This is a genomic window from Nocardia anaemiae NBRC 100462, from assembly GCF_001612725.1.
Taxonomy (GTDB): Bacteria; Actinomycetota; Actinomycetes; order Mycobacteriales; family Mycobacteriaceae; genus Nocardia; species Nocardia anaemiae.
Genome location: NZ_BDAZ01000034.1, coordinates 31,736 through 54,986, shown reverse-complemented (window position 1 = coordinate 54,986; position 23,251 = coordinate 31,736). Strand labels below are relative to the sequence as shown.

Here is a 23,251-nt window from a genome sequence, read left to right as displayed (position 1 = left end):
GAGTGTGACCAGCGCCACTACCTTGGGAATATGAGCAACGTGGCTCCATCCGGGGATCTAGCGAATCTCCCCGATGGGATGGGTGGCAGCGCCGCCGCCGAATTCGCACCATTGGTACGCGCATTCGCGAAGGTCTTCGGGCACCGTCGGGGGGCGGGCGGCGCGTTGGCCGTCCACCTGCGCGGTGAGCCGCTGGTCGACATCTGGACCGGCAACGCGGGCGACAAGCCATGGAGCCAGGACACCGGCACGATCATCTTCTCCGCCACCAAGGGCATCACCGCGACGGTCATTCACCGGCTGGCCGATCGCGGTCTGCTCGACTACGAAGCGCCGATGGCCGAGTACTGGCCGGAGTTCGGCCAGAACGGCAAGGGCGATATCACCATTCGTCAGGTGATGACGCACAGCGCCGGACTCGGTGGCCTCAACCCGATCGCGGCCGGACTCGAGGATGTGCTGGACCACCAGCTGATGGAGCAGCGCCTCGCCGCCGCGAAACCCGATCGCCTGCTCGGCACCCCCGCCTATCACGCGCTCACGTTCGGTTGGCTGCTCGCCGGATTGGCCCGCGCCATTACCGGTCAGGGAATGGCGGAGCTGTTCCGCACCGAGGTTTCCGAGCCGCTCGGCATCGATGGCCTACACCTGGGCAAGCCGTCCGCGCAATCCTCGACCGTCTATGCGCCGTTGGCGGGGTCTCAGCTAAGTCTGATCGGAAAGCCGGTCAGCACAAGGGTTTTGGGTCGCAGCTATGGCCTGCCTGGCGCGCTCGGCGCGGCCGCCCGGTGCCTGTTCCTACCCGGACTGGAGACCATCCTGGAGGGGGCAATGCCGCCGATCCTCGATACCGAACTCGGTGCGGGCAACGGTGTCTGCACCGCCCCCGCCCTGGCCACCATGTACGGGGCGCTGGCAAATGGCGGTATGGCGGGCGGCGTGCCGTACCTGACACCGCAAACCATCAAGGCGCTCAGTCGAATTCGGACCTTCCGACTCGACCGCGCCCTGTTCTACGCGCCGATGCTGTGGCGCCTTGGCTACCACTCACTGCCGATGCCCGGTGCATACGGCGGCTTCGGTCACATCGGCCTCGGCGGCTCCTTCGGCTGGGCCGAACCCCGCCTCGGCCTGTCCGTCGGATTCGTGCACAACCGCCTCTCGGCCGCACAGCTGAGCTTCGATCAGGCCGCGGCCGGTTGGCTGTTGCCGATGGTCATGCAGGGCCTTCGCACGACGCGACGGTCCGTCGTACCGGTGGAGACGCCCGAGGCCGCGTAATCGACGACCCGCCATCACCTGCCGGGCAGCGCGCCGAGCGCGCTGACGATGGGAGAGACTATTCGCCTCGGTAGGCATATCGAGGAGCAGATTCTGCACTCACAGGGCGAGTCCGAGCTGACGGCCGTAGCGGCGCGGCTTGTACCGCCACATCCGCTCCTCTGGCACTGTGATCCTGCTCGGTCCGGCGATACCGCCGCGTCGTGCTGGTCCTTCGCGTTCCGAATGTCGCCCTGTAGCGCTGGAATTCTGACGCTCACAGTGCGGCCGCGCGGACCATGTCCGCGCGGCCGGTGGCGAAGACCTCGGCGGTCGACGCGTCGACCATCATGAGGCTCGCGCAGTGGAGCGCAAGTGCGATTCGCATCGAGGCATTCGTCGAACGATGGCACTGGCGGGCTCGACAGCTGGATGTTCAGGTCGGTTCGGCGCTCAGGTGAGGTAGCGGTATGCCGGGGAATCCGGTTCCAACCGCTCGCACTGGATCGGCGACTCTTCCATCCGCTGCAGCAGCGGGCCGAGCCCGTCCGGCGCACCGAGCTCGATACCGACCAGCGCGGCACCGGTTTCCCGGTTATTGCGCTTGACGTATTCGAACAGGGTGATGTCGTCGTCAGGACCGAGCACCTCGTTGAGGAAGCGTCGCAGCGCGCCCGGCTCCTGCGGGAAGTCCACCAGGAAATAGTGCTTGAGCCCGCGGTGCACCAGTGAGCGCTCGATGATCTCGCCATAGCGGGACACATCGTTATTGCCACCGGAGACCAGGCACACCACCGTCGAACCGGGTTCGATCGCGATTTCGGCCAGCGCCGTCACCGACAGCGCGCCCGCGGGTTCGGCGATGATGCCTTCGCTCTGGTACAGCTCGAGCATGGTGGTGCAGATCGCACCCTCGTCGACCTGCATCATGCGGAAAGCGCCCGCGCCGCTTGGCGATTCGGTCGCGGTCAGCAGCGGCAGCGAACCGTGGGAAACAACCCGGCTGCCGAATCCGGAGACCGCCGCGTAGGGCAGCTGACCGATCCGGCGCACCGCGGCGCCATCGACGAACGGATCGATCTCCGGCAGCGTCACCGGGCCGCCCGCGACCAGCGCGGCGGTCATCGAGGCCGCGCCCGCCGGTTCGACACCGAGGATGCCGGTGCTCGGTGAGCGCTCCCGCAGATAGGTGCCGATACCCGCAAGGCAGCCACCTCCGCCGACCGGGATGACCACCAGATCGGGGGTCCGGCCGCCGAGCTGTTCCAGGAATTCGGGCGCGATGGTGCCCTGGCCAGCCGCGGTGCGGGGATCGTCGAACGGCGGCACCATGGTCGCGCCGGTGCGCTCGACATCCTCGGCGGCGGCCGCGGCGGCCGCGTCATAGGTTTCGCCGACCGCGATCAGCTCGACGAATTCGCCGCCGTGCACCCGGATGCGGTCGCGCTTCTGCTTCGGCGTCGTGGTCGGTACGTAAATGCGCCCCTGGATACCCATCGCATTGCAGGCGAAGGCGACGCCCTGGGCGTGATTTCCGGCGCTGGCCGCGACCACGCCCGCTGCGCGCTCGGAATCGGTGAGCTGCACGATCAGGTTGTAGGCGCCGCGCAGCTTGTAGGAACGCACGGCGGTCAGGTCTTCGCGCTTGAGATAGACCTGCGCCCCGGTCAGCGCGGAAAGCCGGGGACTGTGCTGCAGCGGGGTGGGCTCGATAATGTCGGCAATTCGCTTGGCGGCGGCGTCGATCTCATCCGCGGTCAGCGCGGGACGGGATGTGGACTGGTCGTCGAGAAGTTCAAGCGGATTGGACACTCGAAATATGCTGCCACCCGCCGCGTCGAGCGGACGCGGCGGGTGGGAGTCGGAGGCGGGCGAACGCCCGGTTTCCCGGCGCGAGCTACCGCGGAGTCAGGACGAAAACCGGAATCTCACGGTTCGTCTTGGTCTGGTAATTCGCGTAATCGGGCCAGACCTCGACCGCGCGAGCCCACCACAGCGCCTTCTCCTCGCCGAAGACCTCGCGTGCGGTGTAGTCCTTGTTCACGGTGCCGTCGCGCAGCTCGACATGCGGCTCGGCCTTGATATTCCAGTACCAGACGGGATGCTTCGGCGCGCCGCCCAGCGAGGCGACGACCGCGTATTCGCCGTCGTGCTCGACCCGCATCAGCGCGGTCTTGCGCAGCAGCCCGGTCTTCGCGCCCTTGGTGGTCAGGACGATGACGGGCTTGCCCTGCAGCGTCAGGCCCTCGGTGCCGCCGGAATTCTCGATCAGCTCGGCCTGCTCACGGGCCCAATCGGATGTGCTCGGTGCGTACTCACCTGTCAATGGCATGACACCGGCAACAACGCAAAGCCCGCCTCTGTTCCCGGCAAAATGTTAGGTGGCCCGAACTTCCCTATCCGTGTAGCCTGACGACATGGCAGTGGTCCCCCTTCAGCCCCGCCCGACGGCGGTAGATATCGCTGGCAGCGCGTGGCCGATGTACAAACTCGAGGCGCTCGCCCTCGCGCTGGTCGTCTGCCTGGTCCTCACGCTGATCACCGGATCGCTGCAGGTCGCCGTGCTGGTCGCCGCCGGAGTCGGAACCGGCCGCTGGATCGTCGGCCGAGTCGGCGCGCACTGCCGGGCGTAGGCCCAACGCGGATTGTCGCCCAGCTGAGGCGAGTGACTCTTGGTCGAATGGTTGCCCGAGACACCCAGGCCCATACGCAACCACAGCCACCCAACAGTCAGCGTGGCCATGGACGCCACCCCATTTCAAGATCAGGTGGAAACTATGGCGGCATCGGCCGAGAAGCCCCGCCACCAGTGCCACCTGATCTTGATCGCGGCGCCTAGGCGACGTCGAGGGGGAGGCTGGTGAGTTCGGTGCGGGAGAGGACACCGAGTTTGGGGTAGGCCTTGTAGAGGTGGTGGCCTACGGTGCGGGGGCTGAGGAAGAGTTGGGCGGCGATGTCGCGATTGGACATTCCTTGGGCGGCGAGGCGGACGATCTGGAGTTCCTGCGGGGTGAGACGGGCCAGGACGCCGGTGGTCGGGCGGCTTGTGGTGCCGACGCCGAGGGCAGCCAGTTCGGTGCGGGTTCGGTCGGCCCACGGAGTCGCATCGAGGCGGTCGAAGGTCTCCAGGGCAGGCTGAAGGTGGTTGCGCGCCTCGGTCTTTCGACGGTTGCGGCGTAGCCATTCACCGAAAAGCAATTGGGTTCTCGCCAGTTCGACGGGACGTCCGCCGCGTTCGAGCGCGGCTTGAAAGTGGGCCTCCGCATCGGCCTCCGGGCCGGTCAAAGCCAGACAGCGCTCGACGAGCGCGCTGACCCACTCTTGTCGCGAAGCCGTGGCCCAGCCGCGCAGCCGATCCAGTGCGTCACCCGCGCGCGCCGGGCTGCCCATGCGCACCGCCGCCTCGATCAGGTCCGGTAGGGCGCGCAGACCGATCACGTGGTGGCGGGCGGGTTCCGCGGTCAGCAGTTCCAGCCGGGACAGCGCGCTGTCGACCTTGCCGAGCCCGAGATCGAGTACGCCGAGCGCCGCCAGCGTCCACGGTGCGCCCGGCGCGGCCGCACCACCCAGTTCCTCGGCGAGGGCGCGATCGACCGACTCTCGGCATTCCTGTTCACGCCCCTCCAATGCCGCCAGATATGCAAGGTAGCTCGACATCTGGCTGATCCAATGCCGCTGCCCGATATCCTCGGCGATCCGCAGCCCTTCGAGCGCGGCGATGCGACCCTCGCGCGGTCGGCCGAGGAAGAGTTCGGTCTCGGCGCGGAAGAACAGCAGGGTCGGCAGCAGTGCGATGCGGCCCTGGTCGCGGCATTCGGCAATGAGGGTCTGCGCCAGCTCCGCGACCTGCTCATCCTGCCCGACGACCAGCCCGACACCGCACATCTGCACCAGATCGCGTGGGCTGTCGGCGCCGTTGCGGCGGGCGGCGGCGGCCGCGTCGCGCAGGTCGATGGTGAATCTGCTGTCGATGCCCGCGACCGTGTAGTGGGCGATGGGTGTCATCGGTTCGGTGTCGGGCAGGTCCAATGCGTTGATGTGCGCGGCGATCTCCGCGAGTTCCGGTGTGCCGAGGTACCAGGCCGTATGCACCGCCTGCATGAGGATGCGCGCGGCGCGGGCCGGATCGTCGGTACGCACCAGCTCGGCGCCCGCGAGCAGCAGTTGGTGTGCCGAGAGTGGTTTGCCCGCACCGAATTCCGCGGTGGCCCGCACCAGATCCAGTCGGGCGCTGAGCATTCGGTCGGTGCTCAATCCGGACGCGCGATCGGCCAGTCGGCTCGCGCGGTCCAATTGGCCCGCTTCGCTGGCGGTTTCGGCGGCCGCCACCAGTCGCCGGACCCGGGCGAAGGCGTCGGTGCTCAAACCCGCGGCGCGTTCGTAGGCGGCCACGGCCCCGGAATAGCCGCTGCGCCGCCGGGCCCGATCGGCCGTGTCCTCGAGCGCTGCGGCGGTGGTCTCATCCGGTCCGGTCGCCGCCGAGGCCAAGTGCCAGGCGCGTAGGTCGGCATCCTCGGGCTCGGTCAGTGCGGCGGCGAGGGCGGCATGCGCGGCGAGCCGCTGCGTCAGCGGCGCACCCTGGTAGACGGCCGAACGCAGCAGGGGGTGGCGGAAATTCACGCTCACTCCATCGCTACCGATCAGCCCGGCATCCGCGGCCGGTTGCAGGTCCGGCAGCTGGGCCCCGAGTGCCTCGGCGGCGCGCAGCACAATGGTGAGATCGTTGGTGCCCGCCGCGGCCGCAATCAGGAGCAAGGTCCGGGTGGCCGCGGGCAGCCTGGACACTTGGCCGTGAAATGCCACCTGGAGCCGCTGGGTCAGCGGCAGCGGATTCGGCCCGTGACCTGATTCAGCACCCTCGGCGGCCAAAACGGCGGGCAACTCCAGCAGCGCGAGCGGATTGCCGCCCGCCTCGGCCAGCAACCGGTAGCGGATGGCGGGCGAAAGATCCGGACCGCGACTGTCCACCAGCGCGGCCGCCGACTCCTGCGTCAAGCCGGTCAGCGTGAGTTCGGGCAGGCCGGGCGCGGGAAAATCCTGCTCGCCGGCGCGGGTCGCGAAGATGATCAGCACGCCTTCGGCATCGAGTCGCCGCGCCGCGAACAGCAGCGTCTCAGCCGTCGCCCGATCCAGCCAATGCGCGTCATCGATCAGACACAGCAGCGGCCCCTCGGCCGCCTCCTCGGCCAGCAGCGACAGCACCGCCAATCCGATCAACATCCGATCCGCCGGATCATGTTGCGCCAGACCGAATGCCCCGTGCAACGCGTCCCGCTGGGGCGCGGGCAACCGGTCCACCAGTGCCATCCCCGGCTTGATCAGCAGATGCAGCCCCGCGAACGGCAACTCCGCCTCGGACTCGATTCCGGCACTGCGCACCGCCGGAATACCCTGCGCCGCCGCATAATCCAATAATGCCGTCTTACCGATCCCCGGCTCCCCGCGCACCACGAGCGCCCCGCTGCGTCCGGTGCGAGCCGCCTCGAGAAGCCGATCGATCCGAGCTAGTTCGACTTCTCTTCCGTGGAGCATCTGCCCACCGTAACCGCCGACCGAACCCCGAGTGACCGACACCCGTTTCATCGGCGCTTCGACGGCAGCCGATCGGATCTTGATAAACCCCAACCCGGTGGTCACAGTGAATCTCTCCCCTGGTGAGATCGCCGATGTACCCATGGCGGAGAAAGAAATCATTCCGGGCAAGCTCATCCAGACAGTGGTCCGGGACTTCCATATCAAGGTCGATACCTGCACCGCTCCGGTGACATTGCGGCAATACACGTATGTCACGGCGACTTCGCCGGAGACCGACGATATGGGTGCGGTCTTCGGTGACCCCATCTGGTTGTAGCCGCGCCAGGATACTCGCGAAAATCCCGCTCGGCGCAGGCCTTTTGCGTTGAAAGGCAATATTTTCATTAACATCCGCAGCCGACGCATCGATGATTCGGGTAGTCGAGTACGCAGGTTTCGACGGTAATCGGGGCGGAGGATTCACCCATGAAACGACTGGTGGTCTGCTGCGACGGCACATGGAAGGCCGAATCCAGCAACACGGTATCGAATATCATCAAGATCGCGCAGACGATTCGGTACGAGGCGCCGGGACCGTCGGGCGAGCCGATCCAGCAGTGGGTCAGCTACGTATCCGGGCCTGGGGCGCGCGGCTTCCTGGCCGATCGCCTGATGGGTGGTGCGTTCGGACTCGGACTCGAGGCGAATCTGTCCTCGGCGTACTGGCATCTGGCACTGAACTGGCAGCCGGGCGACGAGATCTACATCTTCGGTTTCAGTCGCGGTGCGTTCACCGCGCGTAGCCTGGCCGGTCTGATCGGCCGCATCGGGATCATGACACCGGATGCGATGATCGAGGGAAAGTATCCGGACGCCTTGCGAATTCACCATCAGCCCGCGCCGCCGCGGACCCCGGAGAACCCGGATCCGAAGGAACCGCAGGAGTGGATCGACTTCCGCAAGCAGAACTGCTGGGACACCCCGGCCAAGATCGACTTCATCGGGGTCTTCGATACCGTCGGCGCACTGGGCGTGCCCGGACTGACCTCGCTGCGGCACCGGTTCCACGATGTGAAACTCGGACGCAATGTCTACTGTGCGCGGCAGGCGCTGGCGCTCGACGAGCGGCGGCGCAATTTCGAACCGTGCCTCTGGGAGGTGCCGATCGAGCCGGACGTGAAGTACTCCCACAACTACGACCGGGTGAAGCAGGTCTGGTTCGAGGGCGTGCACAGCGATATCGGCGGCGGCTATCAGGAGTGCGGACTCTCCGATATCACGTTGCGCTGGATGGTCGAGCAGGCCGAGGCGGTCGGGCTCGCCTTCGACCGCGACCGGTTGGAGGGCCTGTCCCAGCGGTGCGCGGCCGCGGGGGCGAAGCATATGGAATTGCATCGCTCACTCGGCATCGGATACCGAATCCTCAATGTGCTGCGCACCATTCGTCAGCCGCGCAACCCGCGGTTCTACTGGGACTCCTGGCGGCGGCTGTACACCGACGGGGACCGCGGCGTGCGCCTGGCCTCCACCGTGCAGGACGCCACGGATTACCGACCCGCGAATCTGGGGCGCTGGCTGAAGGACAACGACGGGATGGTCCCCGAGACGCTGATCGAGAAGATCGGCACGGTAACCGCCATCACGCCGGAGGAGCCGTCAGCGCACCAGTAGCGCCACCGGCAGCCGGGCAAAAAGCTTTTCCAATCGGGCCCGGCCCTGGAAGGTATGGCCGGTCAGCCGATCGGTCCAATTGCCCTGCGGCAGCTCCAAAGTGGTATCGGCCCACCCGGTTTCGGCCAGACCGAGGCTGTGCCGGGTGGCGGCCACGATCACCTCGGGCGTCTCTCCGGCCCGGCCACGCGCGTAGGCGACCAGTCTGCTCTCCTGCTCGCCAGTGGCGAACAAGGGCAGGTAGGTGCCGCCGACGAAACAGTCCGGGCGTTCGCGGCGCAACCACAGCGCATACGCGACGATCCACATCTTCGCCGCGCCAGTGGTGTCCAAAGCCGGTGTGCCGGTGAGTGATTGCAGCAGCCCGGCCCGGGCCGCGAAGTCCACCGGGCGGCGATTGTCCGGATCGACGAGCGTGTCCTCCCAGAGCTCGCAGCCCTGATAGATATCCGGAATTCCGGGTCCGCACAGCTGTAGCAGCTTCTGTGACAGCGAATCCGACCAGGCGTGCGGGGCGAGTTCGTGTACCAGATCACCGATTTCGGAGCCGACCGGCCCGTCGATCACCGCGTCGAGCCAGCTGTGTACCTTGGTCTCGAATTCGGCATCCGGCTCCTCCCAGGAGGTATGGACCCCGGCCTCGCGAATCGCCTTCTCCGCGAACAGATGCAGTCGTTCCCGCAGTCCGGCCACCGAGGAGGCCGGGCGGCCATCGGCGGGCCAGACACCGAACATGTTCTGCAACAGGAACAATGTCGTCGCACCGTCGGGACCGGGGGTGATCTCCTGCCAGGATTCGACGGCACGCGCCCAGCTCTCCGCGGCCTGAGACAGCACCCCGATCCGGGCCCGCACATCCTCACCGCGCTTGGTGTCGTGTGTCGAGAGTGTGGTCATGGTGGCGGGCCAGCGTTGCGCGCGCTCACTGTTGGAGAGGTGGAATTCGTTGAGCGAGTGGCCGAATCGGGCCGGATTGCCGCCCACCTCCTGCAGCGATACCAGCCGCGCCGCCTGATAGAACATGGTGTCCTCGACGGCCTTGGCGGTGATCGCACCGCAGACCTGACTGAATCGAACCGCCGCCTCGCCGTCGGATGCCAGCGCCGCCACCAGCACGCTCAGCGGCGCCGTCAGCTCGCTATTGCGCTTCTCCACCTCGGCGACCACCGCGCCGGTCATACCGGCCAGCGGCGCGTAATCCACCCGGTAGACCGGCATGAAGGCAAGCACCTCGATGGTGGCATTGGTCAATGCCATGGTGTCGAAGCTTTCGGCATGTGCGTCACGCTTGATCGCGGCGACCAGGCGCCGGATCTCCGGGGCCAGAATATTCTCCGCCACCGCGCGTTTGATGCGATGTTCGGTCTCGCCGATCCAGGCGCGGTCGCTGCCGTGCCCGGCGAGTTTGCGCGACAGTTCGGTCAGCGTCTGCTCGCCGTCGGGGTCGATCAGGACGCCGCCGTAATCGGCGAGGGCGTCGTAACCGGTGGTGCCGTCGACCGGCAGCGTCGCATCCAGCGGTTCCCGGTTGGCGAGGATCTTTTCCACGAGTAGTAGCCGGTGCGGGCCGATGAGCCGACGCAGCTTCGTCAAATAGGCGGTGGGATAGGACAATCCGTCCGGATGATCGACCCGGACACCGTCGATCAGATCGTGTTCACACCATGCGGCCAGCTCGCGGTGGGTGATCTCGAAGACCTCGGGATCCTCCTGGCGCACCGCGGCCAGGCTGCCGACCGCGAAGAACCGCCGGTACGTGCACAGCCCGGCCTTCCAGCTGACCAGCCGGTAATGCTGTTTGTCGTGAATGCGCAGCGCGTTGTCGCCGTCGGTGCCCGCCGCGATGGGGAAGCGCAGATCGTGCAGTGCCAGCATCGGTTCCGAACCGGACCGGTCCACCGTCAGCGCGGCCGGATCGTTTTCGCTCTGCAACACCGGTAGCGCCAGCCGACCGCCCGCGCCGTTGCCCGCACTCCAGTCGATATCGAAGAAGTGCGCGAACTGCGATTGGCGGCCGTTGCGCAGCACATCCCACCACCACGGGTTCTGCCGGGGGTCGGCCACGCCGACATGGTTGGGTACCAGATCGACGATCAAACCCATACCGCGGCTACGCACTTCGTCCGCGAGCGCCTTGAGTCCGGCCGGGCCGCCGAGGGCCGCCGAAACCGTGGTGGGATCGGTGACGTCGTAGCCGTGTGTCGAGCCGACCGTCGCGGTGAGGATCGGCGACAGGTACAGATGCGAAATACCCAGCTGCTGTAGGTATTCCGCGATGGCGCGGGCATCGGTGAAGGTCAACGCGTCGGGGCGCAGCTGGAGTCGGTAGGTGCTGCGGACCGGTGTCTGCCGGGCCGGAGTGCGGCCGCGGGAGATGGGATCGGTGTGTTGGGTCTGCATATCGGACTTGCGCGTCTCGATCTTCGGCGTCTCGGTCATCGGCGGTTTCGGTTATGCGGGGCAGTGCAGGACGAGCAGACAACGGGCGGGGACGGCGATCGTGCTCGCCGCCGGATAGGTGGCATCGGCGCGGCCGTCGGGTGCCGAACAATCCAGTGCGACAGCCCATTGCGTGCCGTAGTCGGAGTTCGGCAACGCGAAGTCCAGGCCGCTGTCATGGGCGTTGAAGCACAGCAGGAACGAATCGTCGGTGATGCGCTCGCCGCGCGGTCCGGGTTCGTTGATGCCGAGGCCGTTGAGATAAACCGTCAGCGATTTGCCGAAGCCGCTGTCCCAGTCCGCGGGTGTCATCTCCTCACCCGCCGGGGTGAGCCAGGCGATATCGCGGGCATGGTCTTTCGATCGGATCGGTCGGCCCGCGAGGAATCGGCGGCGTCGGAATATCGGGTGCGCGGTGCGCAGTGCGATCACCCGCTTGGTGAATTCGAACAGGTCCGAATTCGTCCGCATCAGTGACCAATCCATCCAGGCCAGCGGTGAATCCTGGCAGTAGACATTGTTGTTGCCCTGCTGTGCTCGCCCCATCTCGTCGCCGTGCGCGAGCATCGGGGTGCCCTGACTGAGCACCAGCGTGGCCAGCAGATTGCGACTCTGCTTGGCGCGCAATGCGAGTATCTCGGGATCGTCGGTGGGTCCCTCCACCCCGCAGTTCCAGGAGCGGTTGTAGCTTTCGCCGTCGCGATTGCCCTCGCCATTGGCCTGGTTGTGTTTCTCGTTGTAGGACACCAGATCCCGCAGGGTGAAGCCGTCGTGCGCGGTGATGAAGTTGATACTCGCGCTCGGCCTGCGCCCGGTCGCCTCGTACAGATCCGAGGATCCGGTCAGCCGGGAGGCGAATTCGCCCAGGGTGGCGGGTTCACCGCGCCAGTAGTCGCGAACGGTGTCGCGGTACTTGCCGTTCCATTCGGTCCACTGGCCGGGGAAATTGCCGACCTGGTAGCCGCCCTCGCCGACATCCCACGGCTCGGCGATGAGCTTGACCTGGCTGACCACCGGATCCTGTTGCACCAGATCGAAGAAGGTGGAGAGCCGGTCGACATCGTGCAGTTCCCTGGCCAGCGTGGCGGCGAGGTCGAAGCGGAAGCCGTCGACGTGCATATCCAGGATCCAGTACCGCAGCGAGTCCATGATCAGCTGCAGGGTATGCGGATGGCGCACGTTCAGGCTGTTACCGGTGCCGGTGTAGTCCATGTAGTGCGATGGGTCCTCGTCGACCAGGCGATAGTAGGCGGCATTGTCGATGCCGCGGAAGGCCAGGGTCGGCCCGAGGTGATTGCCCTCGCCGGTGTGGTTGTAGACGACATCGAGGATCACCTCGATGCCCTCCGCATGCAGCGCCCGCACCATGGCCTTGAATTCGGTGACCGCGGCGCCGCCGCGCGGGCTCGCGGCGTATTCGTTGTGCGGGGCGAGATAGCCGAAGCTGTTGTAGCCCCAGTAGTTTCGCAGGCCCTGATCCAAAAGGACGCGGTCGTGCAGGAATTGGTGCACCGGCATCAGCTCGATCGCGGTGATGCCCAGTTCCTTCAGATGTGCCACGATCGCCGGATGCGCGATACCCGCGTAGGTGCCGCGCAATTCCTCCGGAATTTCCGGATGGGTCATCGTCATGCCCTTGACGTGCGCCTCGTAGATGACCGTTTCGTGGTAGGGACGATTCGGCGGACGGTCGGCGCCCCAGTCGAAGAACGGGTTGATCACCACGCCGGTCATGGTGTGCCCCAGCGAATCCTGGCCGTAGGTGTAGAGCGCGGAGTCGTTGTCGAATTCGCCGTCGAAGGCCTTGCCGTAGGGATCGAGCAGCAGTTTGCTTGGATCGCAGCGCAATCCGTGCGCGGGATCGTAGGGTCCGTGCACTCGGAAGCCGTAGCGCTGGCCCGGTCCGATAGTGGGCAGATAGGCGTGCCAGACGTAGGTGTCGACCTCTTCCAACGGCACTCTGGTTTCGGTGCCGTCCCTGGCGATGAGGCACAGTTCGACCGCGTCGGCAACCTCGGAGAACACCGAGAAATTGGTGCCCGCGCCGTCGTAGGTGGCGCCCAATGGGTAGGCGGTTCCTGGCCAGACACCGAGGGGTGTCACCTCACCGGGCGCTGCGTCGGGCTGAGCCATGTCAACGACACTAGCGCCAGCCGGAATGCCCGCCGTGCGGGTGGTTGCGGCCTGGCGAGTCAGACCTGGTCGGGGCCGGTTTCACTGCCGCGTCGGCAGTGCCAGTCGCCAGGTCTGGCCGACCAGATCGTGGCCGAAGCTGTGGTGCGGATTCGATTCCACGAGTTCGAAACCCGCGCGCTGATAGATATGTCGCGCCGAGGTGAGGATGTCGTTGGTCCACAGCACCATGTCGCGGTAGCCCACCTCGGTGGCGAATCGCACGCAACGTTCGACCAGTGCGGAGCCGACGCCGAGGCCGCGCGCGGTCGGCTCGACGAGCAGTAGCCGCAGACGCGCCGTGGTCTCGTTCTCCGCGACGCAGAAGACACAGCCCACCGGCTCGCCGTCGTATTCGGCGATCCAGGCGTCTTCGCGACGCTCGTCGTGGTCGTCCAGATAGTCGGCGACAATCCGGGCCACCAGTGCCTCGTAGCTGGCGTCCCACCCGTATTCGGCGGCGTAGAGCGCCGCATTGCGCTGGATGACCCAGCCGTAATCTCCTGGTTTCGGGGCGCGCAGCACCACTTCGCCTCGGCTCGGTCCGTCGAGAATGCGCTGGATGGTGCGCATCGAGGTGATCAGTCGTGCGCGCTCGGCCGGTTTGTGCGCATTGAGCAGGTAGCCGACTTCGGCGCTCGAGCGCCGATTGAGCACGGCGAAGATCTCCCTGCCGCGTTCGGTGAGCCGGACCTCTTGGCGTCGCCCGTCGGATTCGGAGCGATTGCGTTGGACCAGTCCGTCCTTTTCGAAGCGGGTCAGGATGCGGCTCAGATAGCCGGGGTCCAGGTCGAGCGTGCGTCGCAGGGTGACGACCTCGCTGGCGCCGGAGTTGGCCAGTTCGAACATGATTCGCGCTTCGGTGAGTGAATATTCGCTGTCCAACAGGCCCTCGCGCAGTACCCCGATGACTCGGGTGTAGCGGCGGTTGAATTCGCGCACGGCGTCGATATCGGCGGCGGCAACAGTGGTCACGGCGGCTCCCAATCTTTGACTGAGTCAAAGGATACGTCGGAACGCTCCCGTCGGCGCGGAATTCGACGCGGGATCGTGCGCGCGCAGCTCGAGTGGTAACTTGAACACCGTTCAAGCCCTGCTGGGCCGTCACGCGACCGCGAGGAATCCTGTGGCATTGACCTCCGACCAAATCAGCGCCATCGACGCCGAACACGTCTGGCATCCCTACGGTGGCTTCCCTGCGACGACCGAACCGCTGGTGGTTTCCGGTGCTTCCGGAACTCGGCTGACCCTCGCCGACGGTCGGGAATTGGTCGACGGGATGAGTTCGTGGTGGGCCGCCATCCACGGTTATCGGCATCCGGTGCTGGATGCCGCGCTGGTGGCGCAGTCGCAGCGGATGAGTCATGTGATGTTCGGCGGGCTCACCCATGAACCGGCGGCCCGGCTGGCCGCACTGCTCGTCGAGCTGACGCCCGCCGGACTGGACAAGGTTTTCCTGTGCGACTCCGGTTCGGTATCGGTCGAGGTCGCGGTGAAGATGTGTCTGCAGTACTGGCGCGCGGCGGGTAAGCCGGAGAAGCGGCGGCTGCTCACCTGGCGCGGCGGGTATCACGGCGACACCTTCACCCCGATGAGCGTGTGCGACCCGCAGGGGGGCATGCACGCACTGTGGACCGATGTGCTCGCCGAGCAGATCTTCGCCCCGGCGCCACCACGCGAGTATTCGGCCGAGTATGTGGCCGAGTTCGAACGGTTGCTGGCCGGGCATGCCGACGAACTCGCGGCCGTCATCGTGGAGCCGGTCGTGCAGGGCGCGGGCGGGATGCGCTGGCACGATCCGCAGTATCTGACCGATCTGCGGCGGCTGAGCGATCAGTACGGGGTGCTGTTGGTCTTCGATGAGATCGCCACCGGATTCGGGCGCACCGGAGCGCTTTTCGCGGCCGATCACGTCGGGGTGAGTCCGGATGTGATGTGTGTCGGCAAGTCGCTCACCGGTGGATATCTGACCTTGGCCGCGGCGCTGTGCACCTCCCGGATCGCGCAGACCATCAGCGCCGAGCACGGCGGGCTCATGCACGGTCCGACGTTCATGGGCAATCCGCTGGCCTGCGCGGTGGCCGTGGCCTCGATCGAATTACTGCTGCAACGGGATTGGCGCGCCGAGGTGAGCCGGATCGAATCGGAACTGGAAACCGGTCTGACCCCGGCGCGTTCGCTGCCCGGGGTGGCGGATGTGCGGGTGCTCGGCGCGATCGGCGTCGTGCAACTCGATCATCCGGTGGATATGCGCAAGGCCACTCATGCCGCCGTGGAAGCGGGCGTCTGGCTGCGCCCGTTCCGCGATCTGATCTACACCATGCCGCCCTTCATCAGCACGACCGAGGACATCGGACGCATAACCGCCGGTATGGTCGCCGCCGCCCAGGCCTGATGGGTCACGCGCGTTTGTGGATGCTGTGTTCGGTTCCCGCGCTCTGGGGACGGTCGGTGTCGGAGACGATCTCCCAGATCCGGAAGACGCAGTGGTAGTCATCGGCCCAGCCGCAGGCGATCAGCAGATAGGTGTCGCCGTCGCGCAGCAGGATCCGGCGGCCAGGAAGTCTCGGATGCTGCGGGGTGAAGGTGCGCACGAGCGAGTGCAATTTGGTCAGGGCCTGCTCGCGAGTGCCGACCACCTCCGCGAGTACCCGAGGCGACCAACGCTTGTGATCGCCGGAACCTGTTGTCTCTTCGACGACTATCGCCCACCGTGGCATCCGGCCCTGCTCCCTTTGGCGGAAATGCCGCGCCACCGTTGGTCGGTGGCGACCTACAACGATTGGCTCCCACGGTACCGCACCTGACCCGGGACAGGCGCCCTGAACGGTGTTCAAGTATGCTGCGGAGCTGTGACTACCGATCCGTTGGGCTGGCTTGACGAACGCGCCGCCGAGCGCGTGCGCGTCGGGTTGCGCCGTGAGCTTCGACCTCGTGCGGCACAGTCGCCGTCGATCGACCTCGCCTCCAATGACTACCTGGGGCTGGTGCGTCATCCGGAGGTGATCGAGGGCGCGATCGACGCCGTGCGCCGCTGGGGCACCGGATCGACCGGATCTCGGCTCGTCACCGGGACCACGGCCGAACACGAGCTGCTCGAGACCGAACTCGCCGAATTCGTCGGCGCCGAGGCCGGTTTGGTCTTCGCCTCCGGCTATGCCGCCAATCTTGGCGTGGTGACCGCACTCGCCGGGCGGGGTGCGCTGGTCGTCTCCGATGCGGGCAGTCACGCTTCGCTGGTTGATGCCTGCCGACTCTCGCGCTCGCGGGTGGAGATCGCGCCGCATCGCGATGTCGAGGCGGTCGAGCGGTTGCTGGCCGAGCGCAGTGAGCAACGGGCACTGGTACTTACCGATTCGGTGTTCAGCGCCGATGGTGATCTGGCGCCGCTGGTCGAATTGCATCGCGTCACCCGGGCCAATGGTGCGGTGTTGATCGTGGATGAGGCGCACGGGCTCGGTGTGCGCGGCGCGGGTGGGCGCGGGCTGGTGCACGAGGTCGGATTGGCGGGGGAACCGGATCTCGTCGTGACCGCGACCCTGTCGAAAGCCCTTGCCGCACAAGGTGGCGTGGTATTGGCGAGCGAGCGAGTGCGTGCGCATCTGATCGATGCGGCGCGCACATTCATTTTCGATACCGGGCTCGCACCCGCCGCCGTCGGTGCGGCGCGGGCGGCGCTGCGGATATTGCGTAGGGAGCCCGAGCTGGCCGGGCGAGTGTTGGAGCGGGCCGCCGATATCGCGCGCATTGCCGGTGTGGCGGAACCGGATTCGGCGGTTGTCTCGGTGGTGCTTGGCGAGGCGCAGGTCGCCTATGACGCCGCGCAGGCATGCCGCGAACGTGGACTCGACGTCGGCTGCTTCCGTCCGCCGACGGTGCCCGAGGGGACATCGCGGCTGCGGCTCACCGCACGCGCGAATCTGACTCCCGACGAACTCGCCACCATCGCAACAGTTCTCGGCGAGGTGCTGACGCGGGCGCGCGGATTGGTGAGCGCATGAGTGTGCTGTTCGTGACCGGTACGTCGACGGAGGTCGGCAAGACCGTGGTGACCGCCGCGCTCGCCGCTGCCGCGTTGGCCGCCGGTCGGTCGGTAGCCGTGTGCAAACCGGCCCAGACAGGTGTGGCACCGGGCGAGCCCGGGGATCTCGCCGAAATCGAACGCCTCACCGGCGTGACGAGAACGGTCGAGATTGCCCGCTATCCCGATCCGCTGGCTCCGGATACCGCCGCGCATCGGTGCGGGCAGCCGCTGTTGACGCTGACTGGAACCGCCGCCGCCATCGATTCCCTCGCCGATGCGGACCTGACCTTGGTCGAAGGGGCAGGCGGATTGCTGGTCCGCCTCGGCGAATTCACGCTGCTCGAGCTGGCGCAGAAGCTCGATGCCCCGGTGCTGGTGGTCGCGGCGGCCGGGCTCGGCACCCTCAACCACAGCGAATTGACCACGCGCGCACTGTCATCCGCCGGTGTCCGCTGTGCGGGGCTGGTGATCGGTTCCTGGCCCGGTTCACCGGGGCTGGCCGAAGAGTGCAATCGCACTGATCTGCCTCGGGTTACCGGAGTGGAGTTGGTCGGTGCGGTGCCCGCGGGTGCGGGGGCGTGGGAACGTGAGCGGTTCACTGCCGCTGCACCGGGTTGGTTTACTCCGGGTTCGGACTTCGCTGCGCTGGTAGGTCTCTGAGGCCGGGTTGGTCCGCGGTGGGCTGGAGGCAGGCACCAGATTCCAGCGCTCGAGCTGTGCTCAGTTCTGCGACCTCGATCTGCTGGTCGTAGGGCTGTCGGCGAATATGACCGCCTGCGGCTCGGTGGCGGGAGCGCGTACTCGCCTGGCAGCACTCGCGAACCGTACCTACAGTGGAATAGATGTCGCCGTTGGACGATCGGCACCCGTCCACCGTCTCGGACTGGGATGACGCGCGACGGAGGGCTCGGCTTCGGGAGACTCGTCTCGGGCACGGGTGGCAGACGTTGCGTCGTACCAGGTTGGCGCTGCTGCGGGTCGCCTTGATATTGCTCACTGGGCTTATCGTGTTCGCCCAGTACTGGGTGCACGACGTCACCCCGGAACGCGATCGGCTCGCGCGCACCGAACCCGCGGTCCTGCCTATCGCCACCCCCGCGCACGATCGGGACTGGGACACCGTCGTCGTCGATATGGTCGGTCTGGGTGGGCTCAATGCCAGCAATACCGCGGCCGCACTGCCCGCCCTCAGCGATATGGGCGTGGTGTGGGCCATCAAATACGACAATCAAGGTATCGACACCAAGGTGATCGCGGATCTGATCATCCGCGCCGCCCAGATGTCGGGGCTGAAGAACATCGTGCTGGTCGGACACAGTATGGGCGGGGTGATCGCGCTCGAGGTCGCGCGGCATGTCCACCTCGACAGCGACCTGCGCCTGGTCGGGGTGATCCTGGACTGCACCCCGGTGGATTTGAATGCGGTGCGTCCGGAGAGTCGCGGCGCGGGCGAGGATATGGTGCGCTGGATGGGCTGGCTGCCGGGGGCTCGGGAGAGCCGTACCCTGCGGCTTGCGGTCGAAACCTATGCGCGCCGTGACCGATTCGTCGATCGCGGGGCCAATGGGCTGCCCGGGGTCCGGCTCGAGCCATTGCGCGACGTCGTCGAAGAAGTGTTGCGCGAGAAGGTGTTCTCCAAAGACGCGGCCAGCAACGGCCTGATCGAGACGCAGTTCCTGGCGATCGTGGCTGGCGGTGCCATCAACGATCTGCGCGCGCTGTCCCGGCCCGCCGAGGGCAAACCGCGCCCGGCCATCGTCTTCATTCGCCCGCGCGATCCGGATAACGACCGGGTGGTGGATGTCGAGTACTCCCATCAGGTGCTGGTCGAGCGGGCCGGTGGCGTCGATGGCTCGCTGCTGGTCGTCATGCCGCGAAATACCGGGCACGCCAATCCGATGCAGCGCCCCGAGGAGTACAACAAGATCATCGACCAGCAGATCCTGCCGTTCATCCAGCGATATCAGGATCAGGTGCGCGCGACGATCTCCGCGGCGGCACCGCGCTGAATTCGAATCGGACGCCGAGTTGGAATCAGGCCAAGGCAAACCGTATGCGCGCCGGTTTCGTCTTGATTCAATCACCGCATGTTCCGACCACGTACGTTCCTGACCGGCCTGCGCGGCCGCACAATCGCCGCGTTGCTCACTGCGGCGACCGTTGCGAGCCTGGGTGTGACCGGCTGCGCGAGCGACGATAAGCCGGTCGGTAAGACCGACGCCCCGCTGCCCACCGAAATCCCCGCCGGCACCAAGCTCGTGCTCGCCGATCAGTCCGAGCGGTTCAAGTCGGTGCTGCAGTTCTCTGGCGAGCTCGACAAGTTGGCGTTCAAGGTGGAATTCGCCAATTTCGTCGGCGGACCGGCAATTCTGGAGGCCTTCCGTGCGGGCGCCGCCGATGTCGCGACGGTCGGCGATGTTCCGCCGATTCACGCGCAGGTGGCCGGGCAGGATGTGCCGATCATCGCCGCCTACCAAACCAATCCCACCGCATTGAAACTCGCGGTGGCACCCGGCAAGACGGTCGCCACGCTCGCCGATCTCAAGGGTAAGAAGATCGCCTACGCCGAAGGCACCGCCCAACAGGCCGCGGTACTGCGGGCCTTGGCCAAGGCCGGGCTGAAGCCCGCTGACGTGCAACTGGTTCGGTTGCAGCTCGCGGAATTCCTGGATGCGGTGCGCACCGGGCAGGTGGATGTCGCGCCACTGATAGAGCCGAATGTCACCCGGCTGCTGCGCACCCCCGGAGCATCGCTGATCCCGGATTCGGAGACCACCGGCATCTACAGCGGCCTCGCCTACTTGTACGCGCGCCGCAGCGTGGTGACGGATCCGGCCAAGGCCGCGGCGACCCGAGCACTGGTCGCCGCATATATTCGCGCCTACCAGTGGGTGAATACCCACCAGGAGGAGTGGGCGCGCAAGTACTACGTCGAGAACCAGAAGGTCAGCGCCGATGATGCCAAGCGCATTGTCGATTCGCTCGGCACCTATGTCTTCCCGCATCTGGATCAGCAGCTCGTCGATCGCCAGCAGGGCACCATCGACGCGATCGACAAGGCGGGCGAACTGCCCAAGAAGGTGCGTGCCGCGGACGGTTTCGATCTGCGCTTCGACGCCGTCGTCACCCAGGCCGTCACCGAGAGCGGCGCGTCGTTCGAACCGAAGGCGAAATAGTCATGGCCATCGTGGATGTCGGCGTACTCGGCCGGATCGGACAAAGTTCGCGTACTGCCGCCGAGCCGGTTCTGGCGCGCCGCAAGTCGACTCGGCCCCGCCTGGGACCGGGTCGCCCGATTCCGTTCGGAATCGCCATCGGCCCCGTGCTGCTGATCGCGGCATGGTTGATCGGATCCGCCACGGGCGCACTGGACGAGCAGACACTGCCCGCGCCATGGACGGTCGCCGAGACCGCACGCGATCTGCTCGCCGACGGCAGACTGCAGTCGAATCTGATGACCTCGCTGAAGCGCGCGGCCTGGGGTCTCGGGCTCGGCGTGGTGATCGGTGTGGTGCTCGCCTTGATCGCCGGGTTGAGCCGTGTCGGAGAAGCCTTGCTGGACGGGCCGATTCAGATCAAGCGCTCGATTCCGACGCTCGCGCTGATTCCGCTGTTCATCGTGTGGTTCGGCATCGGTGAGGAAATGAAGCTCATCGTCATCACGACCAGTGTGGCGATTCCGATCTACATCAATACCCACGCGCAGCTGCGCGGCGTCGACAGTCGATATGTGGAATTGGCCGCGACGGTGGGGCTTTCGCGGTGGGGCTTCATTCGCCGGATCGCGCTGCCCGGTTCGCTTCCCGGATTCTTCACGGGGCTGCGGCTGGCGGTCACGATTTCCTGGCTGGCGCTGGTCGTGGTGGAACAGGTGAATGCCACCAGCGGCATCGGCTATCTGATGACGCAGGCGCGCACCTACGGCCAGATCGATGTCATCGTCGTCGGCTTGGTGATCTACGGCCTGCTCGGACTGTTCGGCGATCTCGCCGTGCGCGCGACGGAACGGAGGGCGCTGTCATGGCGACAGACGATCGCGGACTGAATGTGGTCCGAACCCGCGGGCTGCGTAGGGGTTTCGGCGATCGCGTTGTGCTGCACGGTATCGATCTCGATATCGCGCGCGGCGAATTCGTCGCCCTGCTCGGCCGCAGTGGTTCGGGTAAGAGCACCTTGCTGCGCGCGCTGGCCGAGCTGGACCGCGACGTGCTGGGGTCGGGTGAGTTGCGGGTGCCGACGGAACGCGCGGTGGTCTTCCAGGATTCTCGGCTGCTGCCGTGGAATCGGGTGCTGGACAATGTGTCTCTCGGTTTGAAGGGCGCCGATGCCGCCGAGCGCGGTCGCACCGCTTTGGCGGAAGTCGGACTTGCCGGTCGGGAGAAGGCATGGCCCAAGGAGCTGTCCGGCGGCGAGCAGCAACGTGTCGCCCTGGCGCGGTCGCTGGTCAGGGAGCCGGAGTTGCTGCTGGCGGATGAGCCCTTCGGGGCACTGGACGCACTCACCCGCATCAAAATGCATGTGCTGCTGCAGGATCTGTGCGTCAGGCACAAGCCAGCCGTCTTGCTGGTGACTCACGATGTCGATGAGGCGGTACTGCTCGCCGACCGGGTGCTTGTCCTCGACGAGGGGCGCATCGCCGTCGACCAGCGCATCGATTTGGAACGTCCACGCCGACACATCGATCCGGACTTCAACCGACTGCGCGAGCTGCTGCTGTCCAGCCTCGGCGTCGATGTCGCGGCCCTGTACGATGAGAAGAAAGCCTCATGACACGTCAACTCAGTCTGAATGCGTTCATCTACCCCTCCGGACATCATGAGGCGGCTTGGCGGCACCCGCAGAGCCGACCCGACCGGATCTACGATGTCGCTTACTACCAGGAGATCGGCCGCACGGCCGAAGCCGCGAAACTCGACGCGGTGTTCTTCGCCGACGGGCCCGCACTGCGCGCCAATGTGAAGCACAATGCGGCCGCCGGGCTGGAACCGATCACGCTGCTCACCGCGATCGCGACGGCCACCACCCATCTCGGGCTGATCGCCACCGCATCGACAACCTACTACGAGCCATACAACCTGGCCAGGCTGTTCTCCACGCTGGACCACATCTCCGGCGGGCGGGCTGGCTGGAATATCGTCACCACCGGAACCGACCTCGCCGCGGCGAATTTCGGGCTCGACAAGCATCCCGATCATGCGACGCGGTACGCGCGGGCGCGGGAATTCGTCGATGCGGTCGTCGCGCTGTGGGACAGCTGGGAGGACGACGCCATCCTGCTCGACCAGGAGGCGGGCGTCTACGCCGATCCGGACAAGATCCATCCGATCGATTTCGTCGGCGAATATCTCAGTGTGCGTGGGCCGTTCAACGCACCGCGCACTCCGCAGGGGCATCCGGTGCTGGTACAGGCCGGTGCGTCGAATGACGGTCGGGCGTTCGCGGGCCGATACGCCGAGGCGATCTTCACCGCGCACCAGCGGCTCGAAGATGCGCAGGCGTTCTACGCCGATATCAAGGCCAAGGCCGCCGAATTCGGCCGTGCCGCCGAGCAGATCAAGATCCTGCCCGGTATCAGCCCGTTCATCGGCGATACCGAGGCGGCGGCCAAACAGTTGGAGCGCGAGTTCAACGAGCTCACGGTGCCCGAATACGGACTGAAGCAGTTGGAGGGAATCGCGGGTGAGAGCCTACGGCACCTGCCGCTGGACGAACCCGTGCCGCTCGAATTGTTCAGCGACGCGGGCGATGTCACCGATAACGAGCGCAGCCGTCGGCAGGTGGTCGCCGGAATCGTGCAGCGGGAACGGCCCACCGTGCGCGGACTGCTGCACCGGCTCGCCGGTGCCCGCGGACATCGGGTCTTCGCCGGTACGCCGGAGCAGGTCGCCGACACCATCGAGGAATGGTTCCGCAACGGCGCCGCCGACGGTTTCAACGTGATGCCGCCCTACTATCCCGGTGGCCTCGAGGTCTTCGCCGAGCAGGTCGTCCCGATCCTGCAGCGGCGCGGTCTGTTCCGCACCGAATACACCGGAACCACGCTGCGCGACCACTTCGGTCTGCCGCGACCGGAGAGCCGGTACGCCCGGCGACCGGCACTCGCGCAGTGAGCGCCTGTACCCGGCCGTATCGAGCCTGGAGCGGCAACTTCGGGCGTGATGGCACCCGGCA

The 23,251-nt window shown here is 66.5% G+C and carries 19 protein-coding genes; 12 read left to right on the top strand and 7 right to left on the bottom strand.

All coding sequences use genetic code 11. From position 1 onward, the window contains the following. Nucleotides 1-30: 30 nt before the first annotated feature. The gene (locus NA5_RS21015) at nt 31-1,281 is read left to right on the top strand and encodes a serine hydrolase domain-containing protein (protein ID WP_062988633.1); all 1,251 of its coding nucleotides are present in this window, start codon (nt 31-33) and stop codon (nt 1,279-1,281) included. Between the two features lie 432 nt (nt 1,282-1,713). On the opposite strand, the gene ilvA is transcribed toward NA5_RS21015, so the two are convergent. After that, nucleotides 1,714-3,072: a threonine ammonia-lyase IlvA gene (ilvA, locus tag NA5_RS21010; protein WP_062988631.1), complete on the bottom strand. Its 1,359-nt coding sequence runs from the start codon at nt 3,070-3,072 to the stop codon at nt 1,714-1,716. A gap of 85 nt (nt 3,073-3,157) precedes the next feature. Then, a complete protein-coding gene (locus NA5_RS21005; protein WP_062988628.1) occupies nt 3,158-3,592 on the bottom strand; it encodes a nitroreductase family deazaflavin-dependent oxidoreductase in 435 nt (144 codons plus the stop codon). Between the two features lie 85 nt (nt 3,593-3,677). On the opposite strand from NA5_RS21005, the gene NA5_RS21000 reads away from it, so the two are divergent. Next, nucleotides 3,678-3,893 (top strand): hypothetical protein, encoded by a 216-nt coding sequence (locus NA5_RS21000; RefSeq protein WP_062988626.1) that lies wholly within the window; start codon nt 3,678-3,680, stop codon nt 3,891-3,893. 202 nt (nt 3,894-4,095) lie between these two features. On the opposite strand, the gene NA5_RS20995 is transcribed toward NA5_RS21000, so the two are convergent. Further along, nucleotides 4,096-6,792: an ATP-binding protein gene (locus NA5_RS20995; protein ID WP_062988797.1), complete on the bottom strand. Its 2,697-nt coding sequence runs from the start codon at nt 6,790-6,792 to the stop codon at nt 4,096-4,098. Nucleotides 6,793-6,823: 31 nt separating this feature from the next. Between NA5_RS20995 and NA5_RS20990 the strand changes: the two genes are divergently transcribed. Both NA5_RS20990 and NA5_RS20985 read left to right on the top strand, forming a co-directional pair. Beyond that, the gene (locus NA5_RS20990; protein WP_084484300.1) at nt 6,824-7,111 is read left to right on the top strand and encodes an MspA family porin; all 288 of its coding nucleotides are present in this window, start codon (nt 6,824-6,826) and stop codon (nt 7,109-7,111) included. A gap of 149 nt (nt 7,112-7,260) precedes the next feature. Next, nucleotides 7,261-8,445 (top strand): T6SS phospholipase effector Tle1-like catalytic domain-containing protein, encoded by a 1,185-nt coding sequence (locus tag NA5_RS20985; RefSeq protein WP_062988622.1) that lies wholly within the window; start codon nt 7,261-7,263, stop codon nt 8,443-8,445. Here the strand turns inward: NA5_RS20985 and treY are convergent. The 3 genes from treY to NA5_RS20970 form a co-directional block, all read right to left on the bottom strand. Then, a complete protein-coding gene (gene treY / locus NA5_RS20980; protein ID WP_062988795.1) occupies nt 8,431-10,845 on the bottom strand; it encodes a malto-oligosyltrehalose synthase in 2,415 nt (804 codons plus the stop codon). The genes NA5_RS20985 and treY overlap by 15 nt on opposite strands. 51 nt (nt 10,846-10,896) lie before the next feature. Then, on the bottom strand, nt 10,897-13,017 hold the full coding sequence (gene glgX, locus NA5_RS20975; protein WP_062988620.1) for a glycogen debranching protein GlgX: 2,121 nt from the start codon (nt 13,015-13,017) through the stop codon (nt 10,897-10,899). Nucleotides 13,018-13,098: 81 nt separating this feature from the next. Next, entirely contained in the window at nt 13,099-14,031 is a 933-nt protein-coding gene (locus NA5_RS20970; RefSeq protein WP_062988618.1) for a bifunctional helix-turn-helix transcriptional regulator/GNAT family N-acetyltransferase, read from the bottom strand. 151 nt (nt 14,032-14,182) lie between these two features. Between NA5_RS20970 and NA5_RS20965 the strand changes: the two genes are divergently transcribed. After that, nucleotides 14,183-15,451, top strand: a complete 1,269-nt coding sequence (locus tag NA5_RS20965; protein ID WP_062988794.1) for an adenosylmethionine--8-amino-7-oxononanoate transaminase — start codon at nt 14,183-14,185, stop codon at nt 15,449-15,451. Between the two features lie 4 nt (nt 15,452-15,455). Here NA5_RS20965 and NA5_RS20960 read toward each other — a convergent pair whose 3' ends face one another. Beyond that, the gene (locus NA5_RS20960) at nt 15,456-15,776 is read right to left on the bottom strand and encodes a hypothetical protein (RefSeq protein ID WP_157110547.1); all 321 of its coding nucleotides are present in this window, start codon (nt 15,774-15,776) and stop codon (nt 15,456-15,458) included. 132 nt (nt 15,777-15,908) lie between these two features. On the opposite strand from NA5_RS20960, the gene NA5_RS20955 reads away from it, so the two are divergent. The 7 genes from NA5_RS20955 to NA5_RS20925 all read left to right on the top strand — a co-directional run bounded on the left by NA5_RS20955 (nt 15,909) and on the right by NA5_RS20925 (nt 23,190). Continuing rightward, nucleotides 15,909-17,057 carry an 8-amino-7-oxononanoate synthase gene (locus NA5_RS20955; protein WP_062988614.1) on the top strand — a complete coding sequence of 383 codons (1,149 nt, stop codon included), beginning with the start codon at nt 15,909-15,911 and terminating at the stop codon, nt 17,055-17,057. Further along, nucleotides 17,054-17,740: a dethiobiotin synthase gene (bioD, locus tag NA5_RS20950; RefSeq protein WP_062988612.1), complete on the top strand. Its 687-nt coding sequence runs from the start codon at nt 17,054-17,056 to the stop codon at nt 17,738-17,740. The genes NA5_RS20955 and bioD overlap by 4 nt, the downstream gene beginning before the upstream one ends. Before the next feature lie 182 nt (nt 17,741-17,922). Then, complete coding sequence (locus tag NA5_RS20945) at nt 17,923-19,089, top strand: alpha/beta fold hydrolase (RefSeq protein WP_062988610.1); 1,167 nt, start codon at nt 17,923-17,925, stop codon at nt 19,087-19,089. Between the two features lie 78 nt (nt 19,090-19,167). Then, the gene (locus NA5_RS20940; protein ID WP_084484299.1) at nt 19,168-20,256 is read left to right on the top strand and encodes an ABC transporter substrate-binding protein; all 1,089 of its coding nucleotides are present in this window, start codon (nt 19,168-19,170) and stop codon (nt 20,254-20,256) included. 2 nt (nt 20,257-20,258) lie between these two features. After that, complete coding sequence (locus NA5_RS20935) at nt 20,259-21,125, top strand: ABC transporter permease (RefSeq protein WP_062988607.1); 867 nt, start codon at nt 20,259-20,261, stop codon at nt 21,123-21,125. Beyond that, nucleotides 21,101-21,850 carry an ABC transporter ATP-binding protein gene (locus NA5_RS20930; protein ID WP_084484298.1) on the top strand — a complete coding sequence of 250 codons (750 nt, stop codon included), beginning with the start codon at nt 21,101-21,103 and terminating at the stop codon, nt 21,848-21,850. The genes NA5_RS20935 and NA5_RS20930 overlap by 25 nt, the downstream gene beginning before the upstream one ends. Beyond that, on the top strand, nt 21,847-23,190 hold the full coding sequence (locus NA5_RS20925) for an LLM class flavin-dependent oxidoreductase (RefSeq protein WP_062988606.1): 1,344 nt from the start codon (nt 21,847-21,849) through the stop codon (nt 23,188-23,190). The genes NA5_RS20930 and NA5_RS20925 overlap by 4 nt, the downstream gene beginning before the upstream one ends. Nucleotides 23,191-23,251 lie beyond the last annotated feature (61 nt).